18 protein-coding genes are annotated in these 17,723 nt (G+C 63.7%); 13 read left to right on the top strand and 5 right to left on the bottom strand.

The window, feature by feature from the left end; genetic code table 11:
• Window positions 1–8: 8 nt before the first annotated feature.
• Complete coding sequence (locus OHD62_RS02920) at window positions 9–773, bottom strand: alpha/beta hydrolase (protein WP_263780795.1); 765 nt, start codon at window positions 771–773, stop codon at window positions 9–11.
• A 207-nt stretch (window positions 774–980) separates the two neighbouring features.
• Here OHD62_RS02920 and infC point away from each other — a divergent pair, with 207 nt between their 5' ends.
• From infC to OHD62_RS02960, 8 genes are all read left to right on the top strand, one after another.
• Window positions 981–1,517, top strand: a complete 537-nt coding sequence (infC, locus tag OHD62_RS02925) for a translation initiation factor IF-3 (RefSeq protein WP_081482097.1) — start codon at window positions 981–983, stop codon at window positions 1,515–1,517.
• Between the two features lie 149 nt (window positions 1,518–1,666).
• Window positions 1,667–2,308, top strand: a complete 642-nt coding sequence (locus OHD62_RS02930) for a methyltransferase family protein (RefSeq protein ID WP_263780796.1) — start codon at window positions 1,667–1,669, stop codon at window positions 2,306–2,308.
• 164 nt (window positions 2,309–2,472) lie between these two features.
• Window positions 2,473–2,676 carry a 50S ribosomal protein L35 gene (rpmI, locus tag OHD62_RS02935; RefSeq protein ID WP_006201248.1) on the top strand — a complete coding sequence of 68 codons (204 nt, stop codon included), beginning with the start codon at window positions 2,473–2,475 and terminating at the stop codon, window positions 2,674–2,676.
• Window positions 2,677–2,769: 93 nt separating this feature from the next.
• Window positions 2,770–3,171, top strand: a complete 402-nt coding sequence (rplT, locus tag OHD62_RS02940; RefSeq protein WP_263780863.1) for a 50S ribosomal protein L20 — start codon at window positions 2,770–2,772, stop codon at window positions 3,169–3,171.
• Window positions 3,172–3,267: 96 nt separating this feature from the next.
• Window positions 3,268–4,353 carry a phenylalanine--tRNA ligase subunit alpha gene (gene pheS / locus OHD62_RS02945; RefSeq protein WP_263780864.1) on the top strand — a complete coding sequence of 362 codons (1,086 nt, stop codon included), beginning with the start codon at window positions 3,268–3,270 and terminating at the stop codon, window positions 4,351–4,353.
• Window positions 4,350–4,784 carry a GFA family protein gene (locus tag OHD62_RS02950; protein WP_263780865.1) on the top strand — a complete coding sequence of 145 codons (435 nt, stop codon included), beginning with the start codon at window positions 4,350–4,352 and terminating at the stop codon, window positions 4,782–4,784. Before pheS ends, OHD62_RS02950 begins: the two co-directional genes overlap by 4 nt.
• Window positions 4,781–7,189: a phenylalanine--tRNA ligase subunit beta gene (gene pheT / locus OHD62_RS02955; RefSeq protein ID WP_263780866.1), complete on the top strand. Its 2,409-nt coding sequence runs from the start codon at window positions 4,781–4,783 to the stop codon at window positions 7,187–7,189. Before OHD62_RS02950 ends, pheT begins: the two co-directional genes overlap by 4 nt.
• A gap of 39 nt (window positions 7,190–7,228) precedes the next feature.
• Window positions 7,229–7,831 carry a nucleotidyltransferase family protein gene (locus OHD62_RS02960; protein WP_263780868.1) on the top strand — a complete coding sequence of 201 codons (603 nt, stop codon included), beginning with the start codon at window positions 7,229–7,231 and terminating at the stop codon, window positions 7,829–7,831.
• Between the two features lie 57 nt (window positions 7,832–7,888).
• Here OHD62_RS02960 and OHD62_RS02965 read toward each other — a convergent pair whose 3' ends face one another.
• The gene (locus OHD62_RS02965) at window positions 7,889–8,884 is read right to left on the bottom strand and encodes an aldo/keto reductase (protein WP_263780870.1); all 996 of its coding nucleotides are present in this window, start codon (window positions 8,882–8,884) and stop codon (window positions 7,889–7,891) included.
• 96 nt (window positions 8,885–8,980) lie between these two features.
• On the opposite strand from OHD62_RS02965, the gene OHD62_RS02970 reads away from it, so the two are divergent.
• The 5 genes from OHD62_RS02970 (at window position 8,981) to OHD62_RS02990 (ending at window position 13,901) form a co-directional block, all read left to right on the top strand.
• Window positions 8,981–9,871 carry a LysR family transcriptional regulator gene (locus OHD62_RS02970; protein WP_263780871.1) on the top strand — a complete coding sequence of 297 codons (891 nt, stop codon included), beginning with the start codon at window positions 8,981–8,983 and terminating at the stop codon, window positions 9,869–9,871.
• A 28-nt stretch (window positions 9,872–9,899) separates the two neighbouring features.
• The gene (locus OHD62_RS02975; RefSeq protein ID WP_263780872.1) at window positions 9,900–10,478 is read left to right on the top strand and encodes a cytochrome b; all 579 of its coding nucleotides are present in this window, start codon (window positions 9,900–9,902) and stop codon (window positions 10,476–10,478) included.
• Between the two features lie 68 nt (window positions 10,479–10,546).
• On the top strand, window positions 10,547–11,122 hold the full coding sequence (locus OHD62_RS02980; RefSeq protein ID WP_263780873.1) for a YceI family protein: 576 nt from the start codon (window positions 10,547–10,549) through the stop codon (window positions 11,120–11,122).
• Window positions 11,123–11,238: 116 nt separating this feature from the next.
• Window positions 11,239–12,225, top strand: a complete 987-nt coding sequence (locus OHD62_RS02985; RefSeq protein WP_263780874.1) for a Gfo/Idh/MocA family protein — start codon at window positions 11,239–11,241, stop codon at window positions 12,223–12,225.
• A 17-nt stretch (window positions 12,226–12,242) separates the two neighbouring features.
• The gene (locus OHD62_RS02990) at window positions 12,243–13,901 is read left to right on the top strand and encodes an FAD-binding dehydrogenase (protein WP_263780876.1); all 1,659 of its coding nucleotides are present in this window, start codon (window positions 12,243–12,245) and stop codon (window positions 13,899–13,901) included.
• 4 nt (window positions 13,902–13,905) lie between these two features.
• Here the strand turns inward: OHD62_RS02990 and OHD62_RS02995 are convergent, their stop codons facing one another.
• From OHD62_RS02995 to OHD62_RS03005, 3 genes are read right to left on the bottom strand one after another with little or no spacing between them, the layout of a single operon-like run.
• A complete protein-coding gene (locus OHD62_RS02995; RefSeq protein WP_263782279.1) occupies window positions 13,906–14,847 on the bottom strand; it encodes an alpha/beta hydrolase in 942 nt (313 codons plus the stop codon).
• A gap of 17 nt (window positions 14,848–14,864) precedes the next feature.
• Window positions 14,865–15,647, bottom strand: coding sequence for a carnitinyl-CoA dehydratase (locus OHD62_RS03000; RefSeq protein ID WP_263780877.1), 783 nt, complete (start codon window positions 15,645–15,647; stop codon window positions 14,865–14,867).
• Window positions 15,640–17,718, bottom strand: coding sequence for an acetate--CoA ligase family protein (locus tag OHD62_RS03005; RefSeq protein WP_263780878.1), 2,079 nt, complete (start codon window positions 17,716–17,718; stop codon window positions 15,640–15,642). The genes OHD62_RS03000 and OHD62_RS03005 overlap by 8 nt, the downstream gene beginning before the upstream one ends.
• Window positions 17,719–17,723 lie beyond the last annotated feature (5 nt).

The raw sequence follows: 17,723 nt of genomic DNA on the forward strand, positions 1-17,723 counted from the left end.
AAGGGCGGTTAGCCGGCCTGCCGCGCCATGGCGTCTACTGTCCGCACCAGCATGTCGAGATCCTGCGGTCGCGACAGGCGGTGGTCGCCGCCGGGGATCAGCGACAGCGTCACGTCATCGGCCGGAAGCAGGCTGACCAGCTTCAGCGCATGGCTTGACGGCACGTCGGGATCAGCCAGGCCTTGCAATATGTGGACCGGGCAGTGCGTGTCGATCGGCCCGGTCATCACAAGGTTGTTGCGCCCGTCCTCGATCAGTGCGCGCGTGTAGATGTAAGGCTCGGCGGAATAGTCCGATGGCTCCTCGAAAAATCCCTTTTGCCTGAGATCGCGTTTCTGCGCCTTGGTCAGCACCGGCTCGACCAGTTCGGCGGTGAAATCCGGCGCCGGCGCCAGCAGCACCATGCCGGCGATGCGGCTTTCGCCGGCCTTGCGCAATTCCTGGACCATGCGCAGCGCGATCCAGGCACCCATCGAGGAGCCGACCAGGATCTGCTTGCCTTCAGTGAAACGGCGAAAGACGGCGAGGCTTTGCGAAAGCCATTTCGAGATGGTGCCGTCGGCAAAGGCGCCGCCCGATTCGCCATGGCCGGAATAGTCATGGCGCAGGAAGGCGCGGCCTTCCCGGCTCGCCCAGTCGGACAGGGTTTCGGCCTTGGTGCCCAGCATGTCGGATTTGTAACCGCCGAGCCAGACGATGCCGGGCGCGGCACCTGCCGTCTGCCGGGCAGCGATGGTCAGTCCGTCGACGTCGAGAAAAACCGGAGGGGTCATGGCTGGTTCCTTCACGCCGGTCTTTTGGCACAGCCGGAGGTGCCGCGAAAAGTGCTGTCGGTGTTTCTTTGCTTGGTGCAGGCCTGCAATCAGGTGATTTCCTGAGAATGCTGTGCTATTGACTCCGACCGCGCGCTTACCACATTGGCGCGTTCTGAAGATCTGAACTGAAAACCCTGAACGAAACGGCTCAAGGAGAACACGACCATTCGCAGACCTTTCAAAGCAGCGGCGCCCACCAAGGATGGGCCGCGCTCAAACCGTGACATCCGGGTTCCCCGGGTCCAGCTGATCGACGCCGAAGGCCAGAACCGAGGCGATGTCTCCATCAACGATGCATTGCTGCTCGCCGAAGAGGCTGGGCTCGATCTGGTCGAGATATCGCCCAATGCGGTGCCGCCCGTCGTAAAAATCCTCGATCTCGGCAAGCTGAAATACGCCAACCAGAAGAAGGCGGCCGAGGCGCGCAAGAACCAGAAGGTCATCGAGATCAAGGAGATCAAGATGCGCCCGAACATCGACAGCCATGATTACGAGACCAAGATGAAGGCCGTCCGGCGCTTCTTCGAGGAAGGCGACAAGGTCAAGCTGACGCTGCGCTTCCGCGGCCGCGAGATGGCGCATATGGAACTCGGCATGCAGCTTCTGAACAAGGTTCGCGAGGAAGTGGCGCCCATTGCCAAGGTCGAAGCCGAACCGAAGCTCGAAGGCCGCCAGATGATGATGGTGCTGGCGCCCCGTTAAAAGGCTATTGTCCCAAAACCGGCAAGGTTTTGGGGGACGTGCATTAAATCCGCCTGAATCATGGTGCAAGGCGTCCCGGCGATCGGCGGGGCGCCTGTTTTCTTGGCCAGACGTTCGCGGCTAAGTCCCTCGACGATCGGATTCCCGACATGGTCAATGAAGTCAGATACGAGCAAGTCAAGCACGGGCTTGGCAGCTACCAGCATATGCGCAGGCTGGTGCTTGCCGTTCTGATCGTGGTGATGTTCGCGGCGCTGCTGTTCGGCCAGTCGGTCTTTCCTCCCGACACCCCAGTGCACGAAACGATCGAAATGGTCGGCGTCCTGCTGATCTTTCTCGGCGTCGTCGGGCGCTTGTGGTCGACGCTTTATATCGGCGGACGCAAATCCTCCGAAGTGGTGACCGGCGGGCCCTATTCGATCACCCGCAACCCGCTCTATGTCTTCTCCACCTTGGCTGCCGCCGGCGTCGGCGCGCAGATGGGCTCGATCACGGCCACGGTCGGCTTTGGCGTACTTTGCGCGGGTGCCTTCTACATTGTCATCCTGCGCGAGGAGAGATATCTCAAGGAGGTCCTCGGCGCGCCATACCAGGCCTATCTGGCGAAAGTGCCACGCTTTTTGCCGAAGCTGTCGCTCTATGAGGAAGGCGACACCGGCAGCTTCAAGCCGCGCCTGTTGCGGACCACGCTGCTGGATGGGCTGGTATTCCTGGTGGCGCTGCCATTCTTCGAACTGATCGACGGCGCCCAGCAGTCGGGCATGCTGCCTGTGCTGTTTCGTATTCCCTGATCTCCTGAGGTGTTGCACAGCCGCCGGCTTTGACGTATAGCACCGCCGTTCCAAGAAAACCGCCCGGCAGGGCATGCCGTGGCGGTTTCATTTGCTTTTCGGGCTTTGGTCGGCCCGAAGCGAACAAGAAGCGCGATGGTGCGCCACCAATACGGAGTAGCAAAATGCCCAAGATGAAGACCAAGTCGGCCGCCAAGAAGCGGTTCAAGATCACAGGTACGGGTAAAGTCCTGTCGGCTGCGGCCGGCAAGCGTCACGGCATGATCAAGCGTTCCAACAAGTTCATTCGAAATGCCCGCGGCACGATGGTTCTGGCTGAACCGGATGGCAAGAAGGTCATCAAGAATTTTCTGCCGAACGGCCTCTAGGGCATTCGGTCCGGACACGCATTTGTTTTACGCAATTCCGAGCGGAAAACCGCAGGGCATTTTTCCTGGAATTGCTTTTAAGGAGATCATGACATGGCACGCGTAAAAAGAGGCGTCACCTCGCACGCCAAGCACAAGAAGGTCCTGAAAGCCGCCAAGGGCTTCTACGGCCGCCGCAAGAACACCATCCGCATCGCCAAGCAGGCGGTGGAAAAGTCGCTGCAGTACGCTTACCGCGACCGCAAGAACCGCAAGCGCTCGTTCCGCGCGCTGTGGATCCAGCGCATCAATGCCGCGACCCACGAGCACGGCCTGACCTATGGCCGCTTCATCGACGGCCTCAACAAGGCCGGCATCGAGATCGACCGCAAGATCCTGTCGGACATGGCCATCCACGAGCCGCAGGCTTTCGCCGCACTCGTGGTCAAGGCCAAGGTCGCGCTCGAATACCTCAAGAACACCACGCCGAACGCTTTTGAAAGCGCTGTCGCTTAAGACCAGCGCTTCCCAAGCATTCGCAATTCTGATTTGGGGAACCCGCGCTGGCACGGCTGGCGCGGGTTTTTCTTTGCTTCCCATCGGGCCCGGAACATGAGCGATATGGAAACTCTAGAGAATTCCCTGATGGCCGACATCGCGTCGGCGGCCGACGAGCAGGCCATCGAAGCCGTGCGCGTTTCGGCGCTCGGCAAGAAGGGCTCGGTCTCTGAAATGCTGAAGACGCTGGGCGCGATGAGCGCCGAGGAGCGTCAGCTCAAGGGTCCGGCGATCAACGGCCTCAAGAACCGCGTCACCGAGGCGCTTTCCGCCCGGCGCGCCGAGCTGAAGGATGTGGCGATCACCGCCAGGCTCGCTGCGGAAAAAGTCGACGTAACGCTGCCGGTGCGCCAGTCGCCGGCCGAGCGCGGCCGCATCCATCCGATCAGCCAGGTCATCGACGAGATCGCGGCGATCTTCGGCGATCTCGGTTTCGCCATCGCCGAAGGTCCCGATATCGAGACCGACTACTACAATTTCACCGCGCTGAACTTCCCGGAAGGCCACCCGGCGCGCGAGATGCACGACACCTTCTTCTTCCAGCCGGACGAGAAGGGCGAGCGCAAGCTGTTGCGCACCCACACCTCGCCGGTGCAGATCCGCACCATGGAGCGGCAGAAGCCGCCGATCCGCATCGTCATTCCGGGTAAGACCTACCGGCAGGATTCGGACGCCACCCACTCGCCGATGTTCCATCAGGTTGAGGGGCTGGTTATCGACAAGACGGCCAATGTCGCCAACATGAAATGGGTGCTGGAAGAGTTCTGCAAGGCCTTCTTCGAGGTGCCGAAGGTCAAGATGCGCTTCCGCCCGTCCTTCTTCCCGTTCACCGAGCCCAGCCTCGAGGTCGACATCCAGTGCGACCGCTCGCGCCCGGGCGAAGTGCGGTTCGGCGAAGGCTCCGACTGGATGGAGATCCTCGGCTGCGGCATGGTGCACCCTAATGTGCTGAGGCATGGCGGACTCGACCCGGACGAGTACCAGGGCTTTGCCTGGGGCATGGGCATCGACCGCATCGCCATGCTGAAATACGGCATGCCGGACCTGCGCGCCTTCTTCGACGCCGACGTGCGCTGGCTGTCGCATTACGGTTTCAGGCCGCTCGACATGCCGACGCTGTTCGGGGGCTTGAGCACATGACGCCGCACACCGGCGGTTGCCGCTGCGGCGCCGTGCGGTTCGAGGCCTCGGCCGAACCGCATCATATCAGCTATTGCCATTGCGGCGATTGCCGGCGGGCCAGCGGCGCGCCGGTATCGGCCTTTGTCGGCTTCATGACTGACCAGGTCGCCTTTACCGGCAAAGCGTTGAAGATGTTCGAGAACGGGCCGGTGACGCGCTCCTTCTGCGGCATCTGCGGCTCGCCCATCGCCTATGTCGATGAGCGGCTGGCGAACCACATCTATTTCATGCTCGGGGCCATGGACATGCCGGCTTACTTCAGGCCGACGCACCATGCCCATGTCCGCGAGCAGCTTCCTTTCCTGCACATGCCGGACGACTTGCCGCGCCATCTCAAGACCAGCGTGCCAAGACCATCGTCGTCTAACCCAGACGGAACCCAGTCATGAAATTCACCCTCTCCTGGCTCAAGGACCATCTCGAGACTGAGGCCTCGCTGGCCGAGATCGTCGAACGGCTGACCTCGATCGGCCTCGAAGTCGAGCATGTCGACGACAAATCCAGCCTGAAGCCCTTCGTCATCGCCAAGGTGCTGACGGCGGTGCAGCACCCCGACGCCGACCGGCTGCGCGTGCTTACCGTCGATACCGGCGACGGCAAGCCTCCCGTGCAGGTGGTCTGCGGCGCGCCCAATGCCCGTGCGGGCCTGATCGGCGCCTTCGCCGCGCCCGGCACCTATGTTCCCGGCATCGACGTGACGCTGACCGTCGGCAAGATACGCGGTGTCGAAAGCCACGGCATGATGTGCTCCGAGCGCGAACTCGAACTGTCCGACGAGCACAATGGCATTATCGACCTGCCTGAAGATGCGCCGGTCGGCACCAGCTTCGCCGCCTATGCGCATCTCGACGATCCGGTGATCGAGATCAATCTGACGCCGAACCGGCCGGACGCGACCAGCGTCTATGGCATCGCCAGGGATCTCGCGGCGAGCGGTCTCGGCCGTCTCACAGGCGGCGCGATCATGCCGCATGCCGGCAACGGCATGTGCCCGGTCAAGGTAAAGATTGAAGCGCCGGAGCTTTGCCCCGGTTTTGCGCTGCGGCTGATCAAGGGTGTGAAGAACGGTCCGTCGCCGAAATGGCTGCAGCAGCGGCTGATCGCTATTGGGCTGAGGCCGATCAGCGCGCTGGTCGACATCACCAACTATGTCACATTCGACCGCGGCCGGCCGCTGCATGTGTTCGACGCGAAGAAAGTGGCCGGCAACCTCGCCGTGCGCCGGGCGCGTGATGGCGAAAAGGTGCAGGCGCTTGATGGCCGCGAGTACACGCTGACGCCCGAAATGTGCGTCATCGCGGACGAAGACGGCGTCGAATCGATCGCCGGCATCATGGGTGGTGAGCATTCCGGCTGCGACGAGAACACGACCGACGTGCTGATCGAATCCGCGCTGTGGGATCCGATTACCACGGCGCGCACCGGCCGCACGCTCGGCATCATCACCGATGCGCGCTACCGCTTCGAGCGCGGCGTCGATCCGGAATTCATGGTGCCCGGCGTGGAGCTGGCGACGAAGCTGGTGCTCGACTTCTGCGGCGGCACGCCGACCGAGATCGAGGTGGCCGGATATGCTGGCCATGTCGAGAAGATCATTGCCTTCCCGCTGTCGGAAGTGAAAAGGCTGACCGGCATCGAGGTGCCGAGGGACGAGAGCCTCGGTATCCTGACCCGCCTCGGCTTCAAGCCGGAAGGCGCGGGCGAGGTTATCGACGTCAAGGTGCCGTCCTGGCGGCCGGATGTCGACGGCAAGGCCGATCTGGTCGAAGAGGTGATGCGCATCCACGGCGTCGACAACATCTTGGCCCAGCCACTCGGCGCTCATGACGCGGTCAACGCAAAAATCCTGACGACGCTGCAGATTCGCACCCGGACGGCAAAGCGGGCGCTGGCCGTGCGCGGCATGATGGAGGCCGTCACCTGGTCGTTCATTCCGGCAAAGCACGCCGAGCTGTTCGGCGGCGGCCAGACGGCGCTGAAACTTGCCAACCCGATTGCCGCCGACATGTCCGATATGCGGCCCTCGCTGCTGCCCGGCCTGATCGCCGCCGCCCAGCGCAATGCCGACAAGGGCATTGGCGATGTCGCGCTCTTCGAAGTCTCGGGCACCTATGAGGGCGATGGCGCCGACCAGCAGCGACGTGTCGCCGCCGGCGTGCGGCGCGGCACGGCCAAGCTCGACGGCTCCGGCCGCAACTGGGCCGGCAATTCAGGTCCGGTCGGCGTGTTCGACGCCAAGGCCGACGCGATCGCCGCGCTCGAAGCCTGCGGCGCGCCGGTCGAGCGGCTGCAAATCGAGGCCGGCGGCCCGGCCTGGTATCATCCCGGCCGCTCCGGCACGATCAAGCTTGGGCCGAAGACGGTGCTCGGCACATTCGGCGAGTTCCATCCGAAGACGCTGGAGGGGCTGGATGTTTCGGGACCGCTGTGCGGCTTCGAGGTCTTTGTCGATGCCGTGCCGGAGCCGAAGGCCAAGCCGACGCGGACAAAGCCGAAGCTGGAGCTCTCCGCCTTCCAGGCGGTGAAGCGCGATTTCGCCTTCGTCGTCGACAGAGCGGTCGAGGCCGGCACGCTGGTTCGCGCCGCCCTTGCCGCCGACAAGAAGCTGATCACCGGTGTCTCGGTCTTCGACGTCTTCGAAGGCGCTGCGCTGGGTGCCACCAACAAGTCGATCGCCATCGAGGTGTCGATCCAGCCGGTCGAGAAGACGCTGACCGACGAGGATTTCGAGGCGCTGGCCAAGCGCATCGTCGAGAATGTCGGCAAGCAGACGGGCGGCGTGCTCAGGGCTTAAGGGATTGCCGTCCGGTGGCGAATCGCCTTCCAACAGGCGATGGACCATTTGCGCTATTCCGGGCTCTCCTTTGAAAGGCAACGGACGGCCTTTCTCGACATCGTCTCCGCCGACCCTCTACTCGGCGAGACGCTGGCGCGGGCGCGCGCGCTCGATTTGCCCGATTGGCTGGTTGTCTCAGGCGCGCTCTACAACAGCGTCTGGAACCATCTGACGGGAAAGCCATCGGGTTACGGCATCAGGGATGTCGACCTGTTCTATTTCGACGAGAGTGACCTCTCCTATGAAGCCGAGGACGGAGTGATCGCCCGCGCCGCGCCAGTCTTCGCCGGCCTGCCGCTGCCGGTCGAGATCCGCAATCAGGCGCGGGTGCATCTATGGTATCCCCTGAAGTTCGGGCGAACCTGCCCCCGCTATACGAGCTCCAGCCACTCGCTCAGCTTTTTCGCCTCGCGGACCCATGCGGTCGGCGTCCACATGGGCAATGACGGCCAGCTCCAATTGGTGGCGCCGTTCGGCCTCGACGACATCTTCTCGTTTCGCATCTCCCCGAACCGGGTGATGGACAACCAGGAGACGCACGAGACAAAGGGCGCCCGGGCGCGAGCCAGCTGGCCGGAGATCACTGTCGTGCCCTGGTAGGACTTGTGCAAAAAGGGGCGCCTGAGCGCCCCTTTCGGTGGTCTCAGACGTCGACGGTCACCCATTCACCAAAGCCAGCAATTCCTCCGTATACCGCTTGCCGACCACCTTGTCGGGCGACAGCGCGTCGCCGATCGCAGCCACCTCGACCGGGGTCAGCACGATATCAGCCGCCGCCGTGTTCTGCTCCAGATGGCGGATTTTTCGCGCGCCTGGGATCGGCACGATGAAATCGCCCTGGTGCAGCACCCAGGCCAGCGCCAGCTGCGCCGAGGTCACGCCCTTTTGCGCCGCCAGCTTTTCCAGCGTGGCGATGACAGCCGCATTGGCCGCCATGGCGTCGGCCTGGAAGCGCGGCAGGCTGCGGCGCCAGTCGTCATCGCCCAAAGCCTCGGGTTTGGCGATGGCGCCGGTCAGCAGGCCGCGGCCGAGCGGGCTGTAGGGGACAAAGCCGATGCCGAGTTCGCGGCAGACGGCAAACACCTCGTCTTCCGGATCGCGGCTCCACAGCGAGTATTCGCTCTGCACGGCTGCGATCGGATGCACTGCATGCGCCCGACGGATGGTTGCCGCACTTGCCTCGGACAGGCCAAGTGCCCGTACCTTGCCCTCGCGCACCAACTCGGCCATGGCGCCAACCGTGTCCTCGATCGGCACATTGGGGTCTACACGGTGCTGGTAGTAGAGGTCGATGACCTCGGTGCCCAGCCGCTTCAGCGATGCCTCGGCGACGGCCTTGACGTGTTCGGGACGGCTGTCGACACCGGCCATGCGCTCCATGCCGGTGCCCTCTTCCAAAATCCTGAAGCCGAACTTGGTGGCGATGGTCACCTTGTCACGCACCGACTTCAGCGCCTTGCCAAGCAGGATTTCGTTCTCGTAGGGGCCATAGACTTCCGCCGTGTCGAAGAAATTGACGCCGAGATCGACGGCGCGGTGGAGCGTGGCGATCGCGTCGGCCTCAGCCTGGCCGCCATAAGCGAAGCTCATGCCCATGCAGCCGAGGCCAACGGGATAGACCTTCAATTCTGTTCCTAGCTTGCGGGTTTGCATCACGCGTCTCCTTGTTGCGATGCGACTGAGGTAATGTCTTGAACCTTGTTCGATAATCGTCTCTTATTCGCACAGGCTGTTCCAAGAAATAGATCAATGAATCGCGCTCATCTTTCGCAACTGGCGGTGCTGGCCACCGTCGCCCAATGCGGCAGCTTTCGCGGCGCCGCCAGGGAACTGGCCATCGCGCCCTCGGCGGTCAGCCATGCGGTGTCCAGCCTGGAGGCCCGACTTGGCGTGCGACTCTTGGCGCGCAGCACCCGCAGCGTCGCGCCGACCGAGGCAGGGGCGCAATTGCTGGAGCGGCTGCGGCCGGCACTGTCGGAGATCGACCTGGCGCTGGAAACAGCGATCGAGGCGCGCGACCGGCCGGCCGGCAATCTGCGGCTGACCGTGCCGCGCACCGCGGCCCACCTTACGCTGACGCCCAGACTCGGCGCCTTTGCATCGGCCTATCCCGACATCGTGCTGGAGATCGTCATCGAGGACCGCTTCACCGATGTGGTCGAAGGCGGTTTCGATGCCGGCGTGCGGCTTGGCGAGAGCCTGCAGGGCGACATGATCGCGGTGCGCATTGGGCCCAATCTTCGCGGCGCCGTCGTCGGCGCGCCCTCCTATTTCGCGGCCATGCCCAAACCGCAACATCCGCACGATCTTGCCGATCATCGCTGCATCCGCTTCCGCTTCTCCAGCGGCATCCTCTACCGCTGGGAATTCGAAAAGGACGGCGAGGAGATCGAGTTCGCCGCTCAAGGCCCGCTGATCCTCGACGAGGATCATCTGATCGCCCAGGCGGCCATCGATGGCGCCGGGCTTGCCTTCTTGTTCGAAGATTATGTCCGGGCGCCGCTTGCCGACGGCAGGCTCATTCGCGTGCTGGAGGACTGGTGCCCGTCCTTCGACGGTTTCTTCGTCTATTATCCAAGCCGCCGACAGATGCGGCCGGCGCTGCGCGCCTTTGTCGATTTCTTCAAGACGGCCGGATGAAAACCGATCTCGCCGGCGTTTACCGACCATGCCCACATCGATCACCAACAGCACGAGCCGCTATGGCTGGGCGGCGATCGTTCTTCACTGGCTGATCGCGGCGATCTTCATCGGTCAGTTCGCGCTCGGTTTCGTCATGGTGCGGCTCACCAGCCAGCGCACCGCCTTCGAACTGATCCAGCTGCACAAGTCGTTTGGTTTCCTGCTGCTTGGCCTCATCATCCTGCGCATCGCCTGGCGCCTCGGCAATGCGGTACCAACATTGCCGCGCTCTGTCGGGCCTTTCGAACGCCGGGCGGCACCGCTCGCACACCTTGCGCTTTATGCTTTCCAGATCGCGCTGCCTCTGTCCGGCTGGGCGCTGGTTTCGGTTTCGATGCTGGAGATCCCCAGCATGCCGTTCAACCTGTTCGTGATGCCGAACCTGCCGCTTGGCGAATCGGACGCGGCCGAGAGCTTCTGGGCGGCAGCGCATTGGTATCTTGCCTATGCCGGCATCGCGTTGGTCACGCTGCATGTCGCGGCGGCGCTCCGTCACCACTTCTGGCTGCGCGACAGCGTGCTTCGTCGTATGATCACGCCTTCGTCAGACCGTGACATGGAATAGGGCGGGCGGCTCATTCGTTGATGGGGCGAGGACGCAGACAATGCGCGTCTCCAGAAGGAAAAAACCCCATGTACGCACGCATCTTCGGATTTGCGGCAGTTGCCGCTTGCCTTGCCATGCCCGCTTCCGCGGCGGTCGCCCTTAGCGATGCTGCCGGCAGTTATACGATCAGTCCGGCCAGTTCCAGCATCCATTTCTCAATCGGCAAGGTCGGTGGCGGCGGGCTCGACGGCACTTTCTCTCGTTTCAAGGGCTCGATCCGCATCGACAACAGCGATGTCGGGCGCTCCCAGGTCAATTTCACCATCTTCCCTGAAAGCGTCGACACCGGCCAAAGCCGCATCGACGCCTTCCTTCGTTCGGACGCTGTGTTCGACGCCGCCAACAGCCCGGAAATCCAGTTCCGCTCGACCAGCGTGAACCGCACTGGCGACACCACCGCCCTGGTTACCGGCCGGCTGACGGCACGCGGCAAGACCTTTCCCGAAGAGTTCACGGCCGAGCTCGACGGCCTCAAGGCCGGCACGATAAAATTCCACGTCACAGGCAAGGTGCTGCGGTCGCGCTACGGCATGGATGTCGGCACGCCGATCTACTCCAACATCGTCGACTTCGACATGACGCTTACGGGCAAGAGGGGCTAGCCTTCACCGAGCCACCTCTCCTCACTTCGTGAGGCGAGGAACTAGCGCTCCCGCATTGGCTTTTCCGACGATTTCAGGCAAACCTCCACTCCTGCAATCGAGATGGAGGAAGCCTGATGTTCCGATGGGGTGTTTTGTCGACGGCCAAGATCGGCCGCGAGCATCTGTTGCCCGCGATGGTCGAGGCGGAGAATGGCGTTTTGTCGGCGATCGCCAGCCGCGACGTGTCGAAAGCGCGTGCGCTGGCCGAGCGCTTCGGCGCGCGCCATGCCTTCGGGTCCTATGAGGAACTGCTTGCGTCCAAGGAGGTCGATGGCGTCTACATCCCGCTGCCGACCTCGCAGCATGTCGAATGGACGGCGAAGGCGATCGAAGCCGGCAAGCATGTGCTGGTCGAAAAGCCGCTGGCGCTCGATGCCAAGGACATTCCGCCATTGATCAAGCTGCGCGACACCAAAAAGGTGCTGGTTTGCGAAGCCTTCATGGTCGTCTACCACCCGCAATGGATCAAGGTGCGTGACCTCATCGCCAGCGGCGCCATCGGCCGGCTGCGCCACGTGCAGGGCGCGTTCTCCTACTACAATGTCGATCCCACCAACATGCGCAACCAGCTCGACCTTGGCGGCGGCGCGCTGCCCGACATCGGCGTCTACCCGACGGTGTCGACGCGCTTTTCAACCGGCAAGGAGCCGTTGCGCGTCCAGGCAACGATCGAGCGGGACAAGAAATTCGGCACCGACATCTATTCCTCGATCCGTGCCGATTTCGGCGACTTCGAACTGTCCTTCTATCTGTCGACGCAGATGGCTGCGCGGCAAGTGATGGTGTTCCACGGCGAGAAGGGGTTCATCGAAGTTTTCTCGCCGTTCAATGCAGGGCTCTATGACCATCACCGCATCGAGCTGCATAATCAGAACCACGCAGAGGCGCAGGTGTTCCGCTTCCCCGGCACGCAGCAGTACCGGCTGGAGGTCGAGGCCTTCGCGCGGGCAGCACAAGGCGGCAAGGACCGCGTCTTCACGTTGGAAGAGTCGGTGCTCAACCAGAAGGTCATCGACGCCATCTTCCGCGCCGGCGAGAAGGAAGGCTGGGAGAAGGTCTAGCCTGACCATGATCCAAAATGCCTGACGATGCGGATGTGATCATTGTCGGCGCGGGCCTCGCTGGGCTGGTCGCCGCAACCGAATTGGCCGAAGCCGGCAAGAAGATCATCATCCTCGACCAGGAGCCGGAGCAGTCGCTGGGCGGCCAGGCGTTCTGGTCGTTCGGCGGCCTTTTCCTCATCAATTCGCCCGAACAGCGGCGCATGCGCATCCGCGACTCCTATGACCTCGCACTAGAGGACTGGCTGGGCACCGCCGCCTTCGACCGTCCGGAAGATTCCTGGCCGCGCCGCTGGGCCGAGGCCTATGTCGGCTTCGCTGCCGGCGAGAAACGTTCCTGGCTGATCGAACGTGGCATAAAATTCTTTCCGGTGGTCGGCTGGGCCGAACGCGGCGGTGGCAATGCCATCGGCCCCGGCAATTCGGTGCCGCGCTTCCACGTCACCTGGGGCTGCGGCCCCGGCGTGCTCGAACCCTTCATCCAGCGTGTGCGCGAGGCTGAAAGCCAAGGGTTGATCCGCTTCAAATTCCGTCACCGGGTCAACGAGTTGGTCCGGACCGGCGCTGTCGTGACCGGCGTGCGCGGCGACATACTCACGCCAAGCGATATCGAGCGCGGCCGCAAGAGCCCGCGCGACATTTCAGGCGATTTCGAACTCAAGGCGCAAGCCGTCATCGTCGCCTCCGGCGGCATCGGCGCCAATCACGACCTTGTCCGCAAGAACTGGCCGCAGCGACTGGGTTCGTCGCCCCGGCGCATGATCAGCGGCGTTCCCGATCATGTCGACGGCCGCATGCTGGCGATCGCGGAGCAGGCCGGCGCCAGTGTCATCAACCGCGACCGCATGTGGCACTATGTCGAAGGCATCAAGAACTGGGCGCCGCTGTGGACCGGCCACGGCATTCGCATCCTGCCCGGCCCGTCCTCGCTATGGCTCGATGCACGCGGCAAACGCCTGCCGGTGCCGCTCTATCCCGGCTTCGACACGCTGGGCACACTCAGCCACATCATGGCGACAGGCTTCGACTATTCCTGGTTCATCTTGACCAAAAAAATCATCCAGAAGGAGTTCGCGCTGTCGGGTTCCGAGCAGAACCCTGATCTTACAGGCAAAAGCTGGCGCCAGGTGATCGGTCGCGCCACGTCAGGCATTCCAGGCCCGGTCAAGGCGTTCATGGAGAAGGGCGAGGACTTCATCGTCGAGCCTGATTTGCCGGAGTTGGTTGCGCGCATGAACGCGCTGGCCGGCGGCGAACCGCTGCTCGAACTGGCCCAAGTCGAGCGTGAGATCCGCGCCCGCGACCGGCAACTAGACAATCCCTTCTCCAAGGACATGCAGATCGCTGCGTTGCGCGGCGCGCGGGCCTATCTCGGCGACAAGATCATCCGCACGGCAAAGCCGCACAAGATGCTCGATCCGGCGAACGGGCCGCTGATCGCCGTCCGGCTCAACATCCTGACCCGCAAGACGCTGGGCGGATTGCAGACCGATCTCGAGAGTCGTGTGCTGGACGCTTCCGGTCACCCGATTGAAGGACTTTATGCGGTGGGCGAAGTCGCCGGTTTCGGCGGCGGCGGCATGCATGGCTATGCAGCACTGGAGGGCACGTTTCTCGGCGGCTGCATCTTTTCGGGCCGCGCCGCCGGTCGCGCGGCCGCGCGGACGGTCGGATAAACCCTCACCAGATCCATTCGCCCCGTCCCAGAGCGGACACCGCCTCGACGGTCCGGGTAAAGCTCGCACGCGCCCGGCCGACCGTATGCCTCGCCCTGAGATAACCATGCACCAGCCCGGGCTCCTCCAACCAGTATGCCCGCCCGTCTGCCGCGACGATGCGGTCGCGATAGGCCTCGCCATCGGACGACAGCGGGTCGCATTCGGCGGTGATCAGCACGGTCGGTGGCAGATAGGCAAAATTAGCGTCAGCCAGCGGATAGAGGGTGATGTCGCCGGTCCGGTCCGCCCCGCCGGTCCTGATATTCTTGTAGAATTCGAGGTCGCGCATGGTCAGCATCGGCGCTTCGGCATGGGTGACGTAAGACGCTTGTGAGCGGTCGCTGCCGAGGCTGGGATAGATCAGCACCTGACCGACAGGCTTTCGCGCATGGCCGCGCGTCGCATGACTGACGGCCGCTGCGAGATTACCGCCAGCGCTATCGCCGCAGAGCAGGATCGGCCGCTTGTAGGTGGTTGCCGCCCATTCGAAGGCGCTGATGGTATCGTCGAAGGCGGCCGGGTGAAGGTGCTCCGGCGCCAGCCGGTAGTCCACCGAAACCACCTCAAAGCCAGTGCGAGCGCAAAGCTCGGCGCAGACATCGTCATGGCTGTCCAGCCCACCGAGGATGAAGCCACCGCCATGGAAATACAGCACCATCGCCGCCGCTTCCGGCGCCGGCGTGCGGTAGATGCGGATCGGGATGGCGTGCGAAGGCGTGGCGATGGCGGTGGTTTCCGCCGTCACCCCATCGGGGTAGCCGGCAAAAAATTCGCGGCACATGCGGTCGTAGATCTCGCGCTGCTGGGTGATCGTGTAGTCGATCGTATCCGGCGGATAATAGGAATTGGTCCGCTCGATGAAGGCCCAGGTCTCGGCGTCGATAAGGGTTTTGTAGTCGGCCATGGGCACTGGACTGCCGTTCACTTCCCCTTCCACACCGGATCGCGCTTTTCAGCAAAAGCACGAAAGCCCTCTATATTGTCCTCCGAGCCGTACAACGCGTCAACCGTCGCCAACTGCCGGCGCGTCACTTTGTTCATCGCATCCTGGAAGGTCAGCGCTTCGGCAACCCTTGCCGTTTCCTTGATCGCGGCAAAGACCAGTGGCGGGCCGCTGGCGAGCAGCCTTGCGATCTCCCAGACGCGCTCCTCGAGTTTTTCCTTGGGCAGCACTTCGTTGACCAGGCCCCAGCGATGCGCCTCGGCGACATCCATCCAGCGGCCGGTGAGCAAGAGATCCATGGCAACATGATAGGGGATGCGCTTCGGCAATTTGATCGTCGCCGCATCGGCTAGCGTGCCGGCGCGGATTTCGGGCAATGCGAAGGAGGAGTGATCGGAGGCGTAGATCAAGTCGCAGGACAGCGCCAGTTCGAAGCCGCCGCCGACGGCCATGCCGTTGACGCAGGCGATCACCGGCTTGTTGAGATCGCGCAGTTCCTGCAGCCCGGCGAAGCCGCCGACGCCATAGTCGCCGTCGACCGCGTCGCCGCCGGCCGCCGCCTTGAGGTCCCAGCCGGCGCAGAAGAACTTGTCGCCGGCGGTCTTGACGATGGCGACGCGCAGCTCGGGATCATCACGGAACGCCTTGAAGGTTTCGCCCATCAGCCGCGACGTCTTCAGGTCGATGGCGTTGGCCTTGGGCCGGTCGAGCGTGACTTCGAGGATCGTGCCTTCGCGGCGGGTCGAAATGACGTCAGACATGCTTCTTTTTTCCCAGCACCAGCAGCGTATCGGCGATCCAGGCGCCCTTACCCTCCGCGCAGACGATCAGCGGGTTGATGTCGAGTTCCTCGATCTCGCCGGCATTTTCCTGCACGAAGGCGGCAATGCCCGCTATGGCGTCGATCGCCGCCGCGACATCGGCCTTGGGCCGGCCGCGATAGCCTTCGAGCAGCGGGAACAATTTCAGGCCGCGCAATGCCGCCTCGATGTCGTCGCGGGTCGCCGGCAGCATCAGCGTGACGCTGTCGCGCAGCAGCTCGACCAGCACGCCGCCGGTGCCGAGCGTCATCACCGCGCCGAACATCGGGTCGCGGGTGAAGCCGACGATCAGTTCGGCAACGCCGTCACGCACCATGCGCTCGACATAGAGGCCGGAACCGAGCGGCAAGAGATCATGGGCGGCAGCGCTGACGGATTCGGCATCCCTAAGGTTGAGCCGCACCGCGCCGACCTCCGATTTGTGCGTGACGCCCAGCGCCTTCAGCGCCACCGGAAAGCCGAGCGCCATCGACGAGATCACCGCCTCGACCGCATTGCCGGCACGTTCGCCCTTGGGCACGGAAAGCCCGGCTTCGATCAGCCGCGCTTTCGCCTCGGCCTCGTCGGGCGTGATGTGATCGCCTGCCGGCGCGCCGGAGGCTGACGTGTCGATGGGCTGGGCCTGCGGCTCGCGCCACGCCCAGCCGATGAAAGCGGCCGCCTGGGCGGCATCCAGGGCCTCGGAGATGCCGAACAGCGGCACCATGCCGCGTGCCATCAGCTCGGCAGTGTATTCCTCCGGCAGGTTCTCCGGCAGCGAAGAGACAATCGCGCCGTGCGCCTTGTTGGTCTTCAGCGCCGATTCGAAAGCACGCAGCGTCGCCCACCAGTCGGTGACCGAACAGCGGTCGGGACGCGGGAAGTCAAGCACCAGCATGTTGAGGTCGAAGCCGCCCGACACCATGGCGGTGAAGGTGGCCGTCATCGCCGGCTCGTTGTTCCAGATGAAGGTGTGATAGTCCAACGGGTTGGCCACTGCGACCAGCGGCCCGAGCGTCGATTTGACATGGGCGCGGTGCTTGTCGGTCAGAACAGGGAAATTCACCCAGCGGCCCTCGGCACTGTCGGCCATGACAGATGCCTCGCCGCCCGAACAGCTCATCGACGACAGCCGGTAGCCGGGCAGCGGGCCGGTGACGTGCAGCAGCTTCAGCGCCTCGATGAAGGCAGGAATGGAATCGACACGCGCAATGCCGAGCCGCTTCAGGAAGGCGCCCGACGCGGCGTCGGAGCCGGCGAGCGACGCGGTATGCGACACCGTCGCCTGCCGCGCCTGCTCGGAGCGGCCGACCTTCATGGCAATGATCGGTTTCTTCAGTTCGCGTGCTCGCGCCGCCAGTCTTTCAAAGCCGGCTACCGAATCGAACGCCTCGATATGCAGGCCGAGCGAAGTGACGCGCTCGTCCTCAATCAGCCCGAGCGCCATCTCTGAAAGCCCGGTCTGCGCCTGGTTGCCGGCGGTCATCAGAAAGGCGATCGGCAGGCCGCGCTTCTGCATCGTCATGTTGATGGCGATGTTGGACGACTGGGTGATGATGGCGACGCCCTTGCCATCCTTGGCCAGCCGGATGCCACCGTGCTGGTCCGGCCACAGCAGCGCGCCGTCGGCATAGTTGATCAGGCCATAGCAGTTCGGCCCGATGATCGGCATCTGGCCCGCAGCCGCGACGAGCTCGGCCTGCAGCCGTTCGCCGTCCTCGTCATAGGCTTCGGTTTCGAGGAAGCCGGCGGCAAAGCAGACGGCGCCGCCGGCGCCGCGTTCGGCCAGCGCCTTGATCACCTCGATGGTGAGATGCCGGTTGACGCCGACAAAGGCAGCGTCGGGCGCGCCGGGCAGCTCGGCCACGGAACGATAGGCCTTGCGGCCCGCAACCTCGTGCTTGGTTGGGTGGACCGGCCAGATCTCGCCGGCAAAGCCCATCTTGATCGACTGGGCAACGACGGCAGCCGCCTGCACTCCGCCGAACACGGCGATCGATTTCGGCCGCAGAAGACGTTCAAGCTTGTGCATGGTCA

Origin of the sequence: Mesorhizobium sp. YC-39 (assembly GCF_025753795.1) — a bacterium.
Classification (GTDB): domain Bacteria; phylum Pseudomonadota; class Alphaproteobacteria; order Rhizobiales; family Rhizobiaceae; genus Mesorhizobium.

Excerpts from the sequence above, each read along its gene's own strand:
- OHD62_RS02920 (WP_263780795.1), bottom strand. The coding sequence starts at position 773 with ATGACCCCTCCGGTTTTTCTCGACGTCGACGGACTGACCATCGCTGCC.
- OHD62_RS02930 (WP_263780796.1), top strand. The coding sequence starts at position 1,667 with ATGGTCAATGAAGTCAGATACGAGCAAGTCAAGCACGGGCTTGGCAGC.
- rpmI (WP_006201248.1), top strand. The coding sequence starts at position 2,473 with ATGCCCAAGATGAAGACCAAGTCGGCCGCCAAGAAGCGGTTCAAGATC.
- rplT (WP_263780863.1), top strand. The coding sequence starts at position 2,770 with ATGGCACGCGTAAAAAGAGGCGTCACCTCGCACGCCAAGCACAAGAAG.
- pheS (WP_263780864.1), top strand. The coding sequence starts at position 3,268 with ATGAGCGATATGGAAACTCTAGAGAATTCCCTGATGGCCGACATCGCG.
- OHD62_RS02950 (WP_263780865.1), top strand. The coding sequence starts at position 4,350 with ATGACGCCGCACACCGGCGGTTGCCGCTGCGGCGCCGTGCGGTTCGAG.
- pheT (WP_263780866.1), top strand. The coding sequence starts at position 4,781 with ATGAAATTCACCCTCTCCTGGCTCAAGGACCATCTCGAGACTGAGGCC.
- OHD62_RS02960 (WP_263780868.1), top strand. The coding sequence starts at position 7,229 with ATGGACCATTTGCGCTATTCCGGGCTCTCCTTTGAAAGGCAACGGACG.
- OHD62_RS02965 (WP_263780870.1), bottom strand. The coding sequence starts at position 8,884 with ATGCAAACCCGCAAGCTAGGAACAGAATTGAAGGTCTATCCCGTTGGC.
- OHD62_RS02970 (WP_263780871.1), top strand. The coding sequence starts at position 8,981 with ATGAATCGCGCTCATCTTTCGCAACTGGCGGTGCTGGCCACCGTCGCC.
- OHD62_RS02975 (WP_263780872.1), top strand. The coding sequence starts at position 9,900 with ATGCCCACATCGATCACCAACAGCACGAGCCGCTATGGCTGGGCGGCG.
- OHD62_RS02980 (WP_263780873.1), top strand. The coding sequence starts at position 10,547 with ATGTACGCACGCATCTTCGGATTTGCGGCAGTTGCCGCTTGCCTTGCC.
- OHD62_RS02985 (WP_263780874.1), top strand. The coding sequence starts at position 11,239 with ATGTTCCGATGGGGTGTTTTGTCGACGGCCAAGATCGGCCGCGAGCAT.
- OHD62_RS02990 (WP_263780876.1), top strand. The coding sequence starts at position 12,243 with ATGCCTGACGATGCGGATGTGATCATTGTCGGCGCGGGCCTCGCTGGG.
- OHD62_RS02995 (WP_263782279.1), bottom strand. The coding sequence starts at position 14,847 with ATGGCCGACTACAAAACCCTTATCGACGCCGAGACCTGGGCCTTCATC.
- OHD62_RS03000 (WP_263780877.1), bottom strand. The coding sequence starts at position 15,647 with ATGTCTGACGTCATTTCGACCCGCCGCGAAGGCACGATCCTCGAAGTC.
- OHD62_RS03005 (WP_263780878.1), bottom strand. The coding sequence starts at position 17,718 with ATGCACAAGCTTGAACGTCTTCTGCGGCCGAAATCGATCGCCGTGTTC.